Source organism: Agromyces bracchium, assembly GCF_009709675.1.
Lineage (GTDB): Bacteria > Actinomycetota > Actinomycetes > Actinomycetales > Microbacteriaceae > Agromyces > Agromyces bracchium.
Genome location: NZ_WMLB01000033.1, coordinates 253,982 through 263,389 on the forward strand (window position 1 = coordinate 253,982; position 9,408 = coordinate 263,389).

Here is a 9,408-nt window from a genome sequence, read left to right on the forward strand (position 1 = left end):
GCCGGCCGCGGTGATGTCAGCCCCGGATGGCTCGCAGCGTGTTCGCCGTCGCGATCGCGGCCTCGGCCGCCTCGCGGCCCTTGTCCTCCTTCGAGCCCGGAAGGCCGGCCCGGTCGAGGCCCTGCTGCTCGTCGTCGAGGGTGAGCACGCCGAAGCCGACCGGCTTGCCGGTGTCGAGCGCGACGCGCGTCAGCCCGTCGGTCGCGGCCGACGAGACGTACTCGAAGTGCGGCGTGCCGCCGCGGATGATGACGCCGAGCGCCACGACCGCGTCGGCGCCGGCCTCGAGGGCCGCCTTCGACACCACGGGCAGTTCGAAGCTGCCCGGCACGCGGACCAGCTCGAACGACGCGCCCGCCGCCTCGAGCGTGCGCGTCGCGCCGGCGATGAGGCCGTCGGAGATCTCGTCGTGCCAGCTTCCGGCGACGATCACGACGCTGAGGCCCTCGCCGTCCACGTCGAGTTCAGGTGATCCGGCTCCGCTCATGATGCGTGTCCCTTCAGCAGTTCGTCCGCCGCAGCCTCGGTCAGCTGCCGGTCGTCGATGGCGTGTCCCATGCGGGTGCGCTTGGTCTCGAGGTAGCCGGCGTTCACCGCGCCGACGCCCACCACGAGGGGAAGGCGGTCGGCGATCCGGATGCCGTGCGCCTCGAGCTGGTGCACCTTCTCGGGGTTGTTGGTGAGGAGGCGCACGCGCTCGATGCCGAGGTCGGCGAGGATCGCGCTCGCCGCGGTGTAGTCGCGCGCGTCGATCGGCAGCCCGAGCGCCACGTTGGCGTCGAGGGTGTCGAGCCCGCCCTCCTGGAGCCGGTAGGCCCGGAGCTTGTTGATGAGCCCGATGCCGCGGCCCTCGTGGCCGCGGAGGTAGACGACGACGCCGCCGCGGTCGGCGATCGTCGAGAGCGCCGCGTCGAGCTGCGGCCCGCACTCGCACTTCAGCGAGCCGATCGCCTCACCCGTCAGGCACTCCGAGTGCACGCGCGTGATCGCGCCGGCCGGGTCGAGCTCGGGGTCGCCCGCGATGATCGCGAGGTGGTCGGCCCCCGTGTTGCGGTCGCGGTAGGCGCGGACGCGGAACGTGCCGTGCATGGTCGGCAGGTTCGTCTCGACCTCGAACTGCACCCTGGGCGACTCGTCGATGGGAGCGGGCGTCTCGCCCGCCGCGAGGTCCTGGCCGCCGTGGCGGTCGCGGAGCCAGTCGACGAGCGCGGCGACCGTCGTCACCGGCAGGCCCTCCCGCTCACCGAGCTCGATGAGACCGGGCAGGCGCATCATCTCGCCGTCGTCGGCGACGAGCTCGCCGATCACGCCGACGGGGGAGAGCCCGGCGAGGCGCATGAGGTCGACGGCGGCCTCGGTGTGACCCGCGCGTTCGCGCACCCCGCCGTCGACCGCGCGGAGCGGCAGGATGTGACCCGGCCGGATCAGCGTGTCGGGGGTCGAGTCCGGGTCGGCCAGCACCCGGAGGGTGTGCGCGCGGTCGGAGGCCGAGATGCCCGTCGAGGTGCGGTCCGCGGCGTCGACCGAGACGGTGTACGCCGTGCCGCGCACGTCCTCGTTGCGCTCGACCATGAGCGGCAGGCCGAGCCGGTCGGCGAACGAGTTCGGCATCGGCGCGCACAGATAACCGCTCGTGTTGCGCACCATCCACGCGATCCACTCGCGGGTCGCGAACTCCGCCGCCATGATGGCGTCGCCCTCGTTCTCGCGCGCCTCGTCGTCGGCCACGATGACCGGCTTGCCGGCACGGAGCGCGTCGAGCACCTCGGGGATCGTGGCGAGGCTCATCGGTCGCCTCCGATCGACGAGGACGCCGGGTCGTCCGCGCGGAACCCCCAGCCCGACTCGCCCGGCTCGGCGAGCGACGACGGCAGGGCGCGGTGCGCGTCCAGGCGCAGCATCCGCTGCACGTGACGGGCGAGCACGTCGGTCTCGAGGTTCACCCGGGCACCGGGCTCGAGCGAGCCGAGGGTCGTGGCCGCGAGCGTCTCGGGGATGAGCGAGACCTCGAACCAGGAGCCCTCGGGTTCGTCGCCGAGCCCGCTCACCGTGAGCGAGACGCCGTCGACGGCGATCGAGCCCTTGTCGACCACGAGCGCGGCGAGGTTCGCGGGAAGGGAGAAGCGGACGACCCGCCATGCGTCGCCCGGCACGACCTGCAGCACCTCGGCCGTGCCGTCGATGTGACCCTGCACGATGTGACCGCCGAGTCGGTCGCCGACGAGCGCCGCCCGCTCGAGGTTGACGCGGCGGCCCGCCTCGACCGTGTCGAGCGTCGACATCGCGAGCGTCTGCGCCATCACGTCGGCGGTGAACGTCTCCGCGTCGGCCTCGACGACGGTGAGGCACACGCCCGAGACTGCGATCGAGTCGCCGTGCCGTACGCCCTGCACGACCTTCGGGCCGCGGACCGTCACGCGCATGACGTCGGCCGCCGGCTCGACGCGCGTGACCTCGCCGAGCTCCTCGATGATTCCGGTGAACATGTCAGACCCTCTCTCGGGTGGTGGTCTCGGGGTGTGCCGTGCCGGGTCGGGCGACGACGAGGAGGTCGTCGCCGAGTCGCACGAGGTCGGTGAAGTGGAAGCGCTGCACATCGGCGATCGTGCCGACGCCGATGTCGCCGATCGCGGTGCGCGGCCCGCCGACGACGGCGGGCGCGACGTAGACGAGGAGCTCGTCGGCGAGGCCCGCTTCGAGGAAGGCGCTCGCGAGCGTGGGGCCGCCCTCGACGAAGAGCGAACGGATGCCGCGTCGCTGCAGCTGCTCGAGGTCGTCGGCGAGCTCGACGCCCGCCAGCGTGATCGGCTCGAGCGGATGCCGCAGCACGGCCGCGTCGGCGGGGATCGCGCGTCGGCCGAACACGACCGGGATCGGCTGGTCGTCGAGCAGCGCACCGTCGTCGTCGCGCGCCGTGAGGGCCGGGTCGTCGGCGAGCACGGTGCCCGTGCCGACCGCGATCGCGTCGGCCATCGCCCTCCTGCGGTGCACGTCTCTTCGCGCCTCGGGGCCGGTGATCCATCGGCTCGTGCCGTCGGCGGCGGCGACACGGCCGTCGAGGCTCGACGCCCACTTCAGCGTCACGCGCGGGCGCCGCTCGCGGGTCGCGAAGAGCCAGTCCTCGAGGAACGCCTCGACCTCGTCGGCCAGCACGCCGCGCGAGACGTCGATGCCCGCGTGCGCGAGCGTGGCGGCACCGCCCGCCGAGTGCCGGCCCGGGTCGTCGACGCCGTAGACGACCCGGGCGACGCCGGCGTCGACGAGCGCCTGCGCGCACGGCCCGGTGCGGCCGACGTGGTTGCACGGCTCGAGCGTGACGACGGCGGTCGCGCCGCGCGCGGCGCCGGGGGCGAGCCTCGACAGCGCGTCGACCTCGGCGTGCGCGGTGCCCGCACCGCGGTGCCACCCCTCGGCGAGCACGTCGCCGTCGGGGGAGAGGATGACGCACCCGACGCGCGGGTTCACGCCCCTCGCCGGGCCGCGTTCCGCGAGCTCCAGCGCCCGGCGCATCGTCGCGGCATCGGTCGCCGCACGCGTGGCCGTGGTCATCGCCTGTCGCCTGCCTTCCAGGCTCCGGGGCGCCCGGGCATCGCCGGACCGGTCGACCACGCGCATGGCGTCGCCGACACGTGCTGCCTCCCATCCGGACTTTCACCGTCGGTACCGGAATTCCACCGGATCAACCGTCCGCGCGCGACCGGATGGTCACGCGCTCGCGGCTCGCGGACTTTCACCGCCGGTTCGGACTTGCACCGACCCCGGAGCACGTTACGTGTTCGATTGTAGGTCAACGCCGGAGTGCGGCGGATATTCCCCGCGTTCCGGGGGCGGGGCCGGGGGCGGCGGCGGTCGGGCGGCGGTCAGCGGCAGGCGGTCGAGGCCTGGATCTGGGCATCGCTCGGCCGGCCGTACGCCTCGATGCCGGCGCCCGGCAGGTCGTAGCCCATGCCGATGGCCCAGGCGGTCGCCCAGACCTCGTGGTCGCCCGAGAACTCGGGCCCGCTGAAGATCGTCGCGCACGCCTCGCGGAGGACCTGCAGGTGGCCGACCTCGTGCACGACGACGGCCTCGGCGTTCTCGTCGAACGACCACGCGTCCTCGATGCTGTGGGTGAGCGAGATGAGCCCCCAGCCGTCGCCGTCGACGTCCTCGAAGAACTCCGCGGTTCCGGAGTAGTACCCGTCGCTGGAGTAGCCCCCGACCTCCTCCGCCCACTCGACGTCGAACGGCACGCCGAACGCGATCGACCTCGCGAACGCCTCGATCTCGCTCCGGACCGGGAAGTCGGCGAGCCGCGCCAGCTCCGCGGCGTGCGAGGCGCGCAGCTCGTCGACGGCGGCGGCGAGGTCCGCGTAGCGGCTAGAGTCGCCCGACGAGATCGTGGGCGAGGCGCGGAGGGCGGCGACCGCCTCGTCGACCGCCACTCGCGAGGCGACGGTCGCCGAGGGGTTCGCCTCGACCGCGGCCGCGGCACGCTCCTCGGTTCCGGCGACGAGCGCCTCGGTGGCGTCGGCGATCGCGAGACTGCCGTCGGCGACGAGGTCGCGTGCGTCGGCGTACCGGGCGGCGGCCGCTTCGCGTGACGGGACGAGTTCGAGCATGCTCACGAGGTCGGCGTAGCGCTCCCAGGCCGGCGCGAACGACGCCGGGTCGCCCAGCGCGGCGATGCCCGGGCTCGCGGGACGGTCGGCGAGGACCTCCCGGGCCTCGGCGATGCGCGCCTCGAGGCTCGCGCGATCCTCGTCGGCGACGAGGTCGCCGACGGCGATCCCGACGAGCGCGTCTCCGCGGTCGATCGCGCCCTCGGCGCGCTCCGCGGTCTCGCGGTAGTCGGTGGCCGCCTCGTCGAACGCGGCGTCGGCGGCGGTCCATGCGGGCCAGGCATCGGCGTGGACGGCGCTCGCGATGAGCTGGTGACCGATCGCCCAGGCCGCGACGACGGCCGCGATGATGGCGGCCCCGGCGAGTCCGCCCACGCGTCGGGGCGTGCGGGGCATCTTCGGCGGCGGCGGGACCCGGACGAACTCGACGGCGTCCTCGGGCGATGGCGCGCCGATCGTCGGGGCGGGCGCGCCCGGTTCGACGGCGTGCTCCTCCGTGCGGTCCGAGGTGTCGGGGTGGTGCATCGGGTCCTCTCGCGCGCCCGCGGCCGGGCGCTCGACGAGGGCCAACCTACCCTGCCGATCCGCCGATCGGGATCACGATTCCGTCGCGGTGCAGGTCAGTCGGCGGCGCGGTTCCCGCCGTCGACCGCGGATCCCTCGACCAATCGGCGCGCGGTGCCCTCGTCGACGATGAGGTCGGTGACGAGGCCCGCCGCGAGCGCTCCCGTGAGTCCGGGGAGCTTCGCCTGCCCCGAGACCACGCAGATCCGCCGCGGGGCCCGGCGGAGGATGCCGAAGTCGGGCCCCGTCGCGCGCGAGTTCAGCGCGATGCCGTCGGTGGAGCCATCCGCTCGGTAGAAGACCGTGGCGACGTCGCCGACGACGCCGTCGCGCGAGAGGGCCTCGTAGTCGGCGCGCTCGAGGTAGCCGCCCTGGTAGACGTGGCTCGGCACCTCGGCGAAGGGCGAGCCGATGCCGAAGATCGCGACGTCCATCGACGCCTGCAGGTCGAGCATGCGCCGCGTGCTGCGCTCTCGCCAGAACGCCTCCTTCGTGGCGGGGTCGTCGAAGAACGCCGGCACCGGGAACTGCTGCACCCGGGCGCCGAACGCATCGCCGAAGCGGCGCAGCAGTTCGGAGGCGTAGAGGATGCCGGTGGTGCGGAGGTTGCCCGCTCCGTTCAGCTGCACGATCTCGGAGTTGTGCGTCGCCTTCGGGGCGAGGTGGCGGCTCATCGCGCTCATCGTGGAGCCCCACGCGACGCCGATCGTCTGGTTGGAGTCGATGAACCGGCTGAGAATCCGTGCAGCCGAGAGCGCGACGCGCTCGAGCCGGTCGACGTCGCTCGCGTGGTCGGGCACGGGCACGACGTGCGCCGAGACCTCGTGGCGCTCGAGGATCTCCTGCTCGAGCCGGCTCGGCAGGTCGAGCGGCGAGTGGATCGAGATCTCGACGAGCCCGGTCGCGCGCGCGTGGCTCAGCAGGCGCGAGACCGAGGATCGCGACGTGTGCAGCTCCTTCGCGATGGCGTCCATCGTGAGGTCCTGCAGGTAGTAGAGGTGCGCCGCGCGCAGCGCGTCCCGCGTCTTCCCGGTCGGCAGCTCGTGCCCCGCGGCCGGCCCTGCGGCATCCGTCACGACCATCTCGTCTCCCCCTGCACGTTTGTTCATTCGGCTTGCAAGCATGTTCATCGCTGCCACGATGTATTCATCCACAGCCGGGGACTCCACGCAACCCGGCGTGACCAGCTCGAAAGGACAGCGATGTCGCCCACCACGTCGCCGACGACGAACCGCCCCACGCCCACTCCCGGCACCCGTGCGGAGATCTCCGCGCTGCGCGCCCGACCCGCCGCCGAGGTCGTGATCATCGGCGGCGGCATCAACGGCATCGCCACCTTCCGCGACCTCGCCCTGCAGGGCGTCGACGTCGTGCTCGTCGAGCGCGACGACTTCGTCTCGGGCGCCTCCGCCGCGTCGAGCCACATGATCCACGGCGGCATCCGCTACCTCGAGAACGGCGAGTTCCGGCTCGTGCAGGAGTCCGTCCAGGAGCGCAACGGCCTGCTCAGGATCGCGCCGCACTACGTCAAGCCGTTGCAGACGACGGTGCCGATCTTCTCGACGTTCTCGGGGATCCTCTCGGCGCCCCTGCGCTTCCTCACGCACCGGCAGGGCACGCCCACCGAACGCGGCGCCGCGCTCATCAAGGCCGGCCTCACCATCTACGACGCATTCTCGCGCGACGGCGGGTCGGTCCCGCGGCACCGCTTCCTCGGCGCGAAGAAGTCGCTCGGCGAGCTGCCCGCGCTGAACCCGGGCCTGAAGTACACCGCGACCTACTACGACGCGAGCATGCACGACCCCGAGCGCCTGGCGCTCGACGTGCTGCACGACGGCCTCGCCGCCGGCGAGCACGCACGCGCGGCCAACCAGCTCGAGGCCGTCGGCCTCGGCGCGGGCGGCGTCCGCGTGCGCGACCGCGTGACGGGGGAGGAATTCGACCTCGCCGCCGACGTCGTCGTCAACACCTCGGGCCCCTGGACCGACCTGACCAACGAGCAGCTCGGCCGCGACACGCGCTTCATGGGCGGCACCAAGGGGTCGCACATCGTGCTCGACAACGACGAGCTCCTCGCCGCGACCGGCGGGCGCGAGATCTTCTTCGAGCACGAGGACGGCCGCATCGTCCTGATCTACCCGCTGAAGGGCCGGGTCATGGTCGGCACGACCGACCTCGAGCACGACATGCGGACGCCCGCAGTGTGCACCGAGGAGGAGGTCGACTACTTCTTCGACCTCGTCGCGCACGTTTTCCCAGGCATCCGGGTCGACCGATCGCAGATCGTGTTCCGGTTCTCCGGGGTGCGGCCGCTGCCGCGCCACGACGACACCCAGCCCGGCTTCGTCAGTCGCGACTACCGCATCGAGCGGGCGGAGGTCGCCGAGCGCCCGGGCACGGTCCTGCTGAGCCTCGTCGGCGGCAAGTGGACGACCTTCCGCGCGCTCGCCGAGCACCTCTCCGACGAGGTCCTCGAACTGGTCGGCCGCGACCGCGTCCGGTCGACGAAGGGGCTGCCGATCGGCGGCGGCGCCGGCTACCCGGTGACGGATGCCGCGCGGCTGGTGTGGATCGTCGGTCACGGCGACGGCGTGGGGCGCGAGCGGGCCGAGCAACTGCTCGAGCGGTACGGCACGCGCGCGGAGGCGATCATCGAGGGCGTCGAGGATGCCGCGGAGACGCCGCTCGCGGACGCGCCCGGGTACTCGCGCGAGGAGATCGCCTGGCTCGCCGCGAACGAGCGCGTCGTGCACCTCATCGACGTGGTGCTCCGTCGCACGAGCCTCGCGTTCACGGGTGCCGTCAGCGGGCCGCTGCTGGACGAGCTCGCCGACGTCGTCGGCGGCGTCCTCGGCTGGGATGCCGCGACCCGCGCCGCTGAGGTCCGCGACGCGCGGACCGTGCTCGCCGAGCGTCACGGCGTCGTGCTCGAGGAGCTCGCCGCGCGCTGAAATCTGCACGGATGTGCACGCGGATCCGCCGATGATCGGCGGATTCCGCGGGTACGTTTCATCCGGGCCGCTCCGATGCGGCCCATCCGGGCGACCCGCCCCCGGGCCGCCCGGCCCTACCCAGAAAGGTCAACGTGGACAATCTCGGAGTGCTGTTCCTCTCGGAACTCGTCGGCACCGCCATGCTCGTGCTGCTCGGCTGCGGCGTCGTGGCGAACGTCGCCCTGGCGAAGAACAAGGGCTACAACGGCGGGTTCCTCATGGTCAACATCGGCTGGGGCCTCGCGGTCTTCGCCGGCGTCATCGTCGCCTACGCATCGGGCGCGCACATCAACCCCGCCGTCACCCTCGGGCTCGTCGCCAACGGTGCGACCGAGTTCGGCAACCCGGCGTTCGGCACCACCGTGCCCGTCACGATCGTCAGCGTCCTGACGTTCATCGGCGCGCAGCTGATCGGCGCCACGCTCGGAGCGATCATCGTGTGGCTCGGATACAAGCAGCACTTCGACGCCGAGCCGGAGAGTGCGACCAAGCTGGCGGTGTTCTCGACCGGTCCCGCCATCCGCTCGTACGGGTGGAACCTCGTGACCGAGATCATCGGCACCTTCGTGCTGGTCTTCGTCGTGATCGGCTTCGGCCGCAACGGCGACGCCTCCGGCCTCGCGGCACTCGGCGCACTGCCCGTGGCTCTCCTGGTCATCGGCATCGGCGCCTCCCTCGGCGGCCCGACCGGCTACGCGATCAACCCGGCCCGCGACCTCGGCCCGCGCATCGCGCACGCCATCCTCCCGATCAAGGGCAAGGGCGGCAGCGACTGGGGCTACTCGTGGGTCCCGATCGTCGGCCCGATCATCGGCGGCGTGCTCGCCGGCTGGGCGGCGCTCGTCGCGCTCCCCGTGCTCGGCTGAGCCGACGCATCCCGCACGCCCATCCACCCCACCCACCACATCCACCACTGACAGCAACGGAGTTCTCAGATGGCTGACTACGTCCTCGCGATCGACCAGGGCACGACCTCGTCGCGCGCGATCATCTTCGACAAGGCCGGTTCGATCGTCTCGACCGGACAGCTCGAGCACGAGCAGATCTTCCCCAAGGCCGGCTGGGTCGAGCACGACCCGAAGGAGATCTGGGCCAACACCCGCGAGGTGATCGGCCAGGCGCTCGGCAAGGCCGATCTCACCCGCCACGACATCGCCGCGGTCGGCATCACCAACCAGCGCGAGACTTCGGTCGTGTGGGACAAGAACACCGGCGAACCGGTCTACAACGCGATCGTCTGGCAGGACACC

9 protein-coding genes and 1 riboswitch are annotated in these 9,408 nt (G+C 72.6%); of the genes, 3 read left to right on the plus strand and 6 right to left on the minus strand.

From position 1 onward, the window contains the following. Nucleotides 1–16 precede the first annotated feature (16 nt). The 6 genes from ribH to GJ743_RS15125 form a co-directional block, all read right to left on the minus strand. The gene (gene ribH, locus GJ743_RS15100) at nt 17–487 is read right to left on the minus strand and encodes a 6,7-dimethyl-8-ribityllumazine synthase (RefSeq protein WP_155052705.1); all 471 of its coding nucleotides are present in this window, start codon (nt 485–487) and stop codon (nt 17–19) included. After that, nucleotides 484–1,788 carry a GTP cyclohydrolase II gene (gene ribA, locus GJ743_RS15105; protein WP_155052707.1) on the minus strand — a complete coding sequence of 435 codons (1,305 nt, stop codon included), beginning with the start codon at nt 1,786–1,788 and terminating at the stop codon, nt 484–486. Before ribA ends, ribH begins: the two co-directional genes overlap by 4 nt. Then, nucleotides 1,785–2,486, minus strand: coding sequence for a riboflavin synthase (locus GJ743_RS15110; protein WP_155052708.1), 702 nt, complete (start codon nt 2,484–2,486; stop codon nt 1,785–1,787). Before GJ743_RS15110 ends, ribA begins: the two co-directional genes overlap by 4 nt. Before the next feature lies 1 nt (nt 2,487). Beyond that, nucleotides 2,488–3,549: a bifunctional diaminohydroxyphosphoribosylaminopyrimidine deaminase/5-amino-6-(5-phosphoribosylamino)uracil reductase RibD gene (gene ribD / locus GJ743_RS15115; protein WP_230386811.1), complete on the minus strand. Its 1,062-nt coding sequence runs from the start codon at nt 3,547–3,549 to the stop codon at nt 2,488–2,490. A gap of 76 nt (nt 3,550–3,625) precedes the next feature. Then, nucleotides 3,626–3,771: riboswitch (FMN riboswitch) on the minus strand. 89 nt (nt 3,772–3,860) lie between these two features. Then, nucleotides 3,861–5,126, minus strand: coding sequence for a hypothetical protein (locus GJ743_RS15120; RefSeq protein ID WP_155052709.1), 1,266 nt, complete (start codon nt 5,124–5,126; stop codon nt 3,861–3,863). A gap of 95 nt (nt 5,127–5,221) precedes the next feature. Then, nucleotides 5,222–6,247, minus strand: coding sequence for a sugar-binding transcriptional regulator (locus GJ743_RS15125; RefSeq protein ID WP_155052758.1), 1,026 nt, complete (start codon nt 6,245–6,247; stop codon nt 5,222–5,224). Between the two features lie 120 nt (nt 6,248–6,367). On the opposite strand from GJ743_RS15125, the gene GJ743_RS15130 reads away from it, so the two are divergent. The 3 genes from GJ743_RS15130 to GJ743_RS15140 all read left to right on the plus strand — a co-directional run. Beyond that, nucleotides 6,368–8,116 (plus strand): glycerol-3-phosphate dehydrogenase/oxidase, encoded by a 1,749-nt coding sequence (locus GJ743_RS15130; protein WP_155052710.1) that lies wholly within the window; start codon nt 6,368–6,370, stop codon nt 8,114–8,116. 134 nt (nt 8,117–8,250) lie between these two features. After that, nucleotides 8,251–9,024 carry an MIP/aquaporin family protein gene (locus tag GJ743_RS15135; RefSeq protein ID WP_328289243.1) on the plus strand — a complete coding sequence of 258 codons (774 nt, stop codon included), beginning with the start codon at nt 8,251–8,253 and terminating at the stop codon, nt 9,022–9,024. 69 nt (nt 9,025–9,093) lie between these two features. Continuing rightward, nucleotides 9,094–9,408, plus strand: a 315-nt coding sequence (locus GJ743_RS15140) for an FGGY family carbohydrate kinase (RefSeq protein WP_268865817.1), incomplete at its 3' end; no start/stop codon positions are given.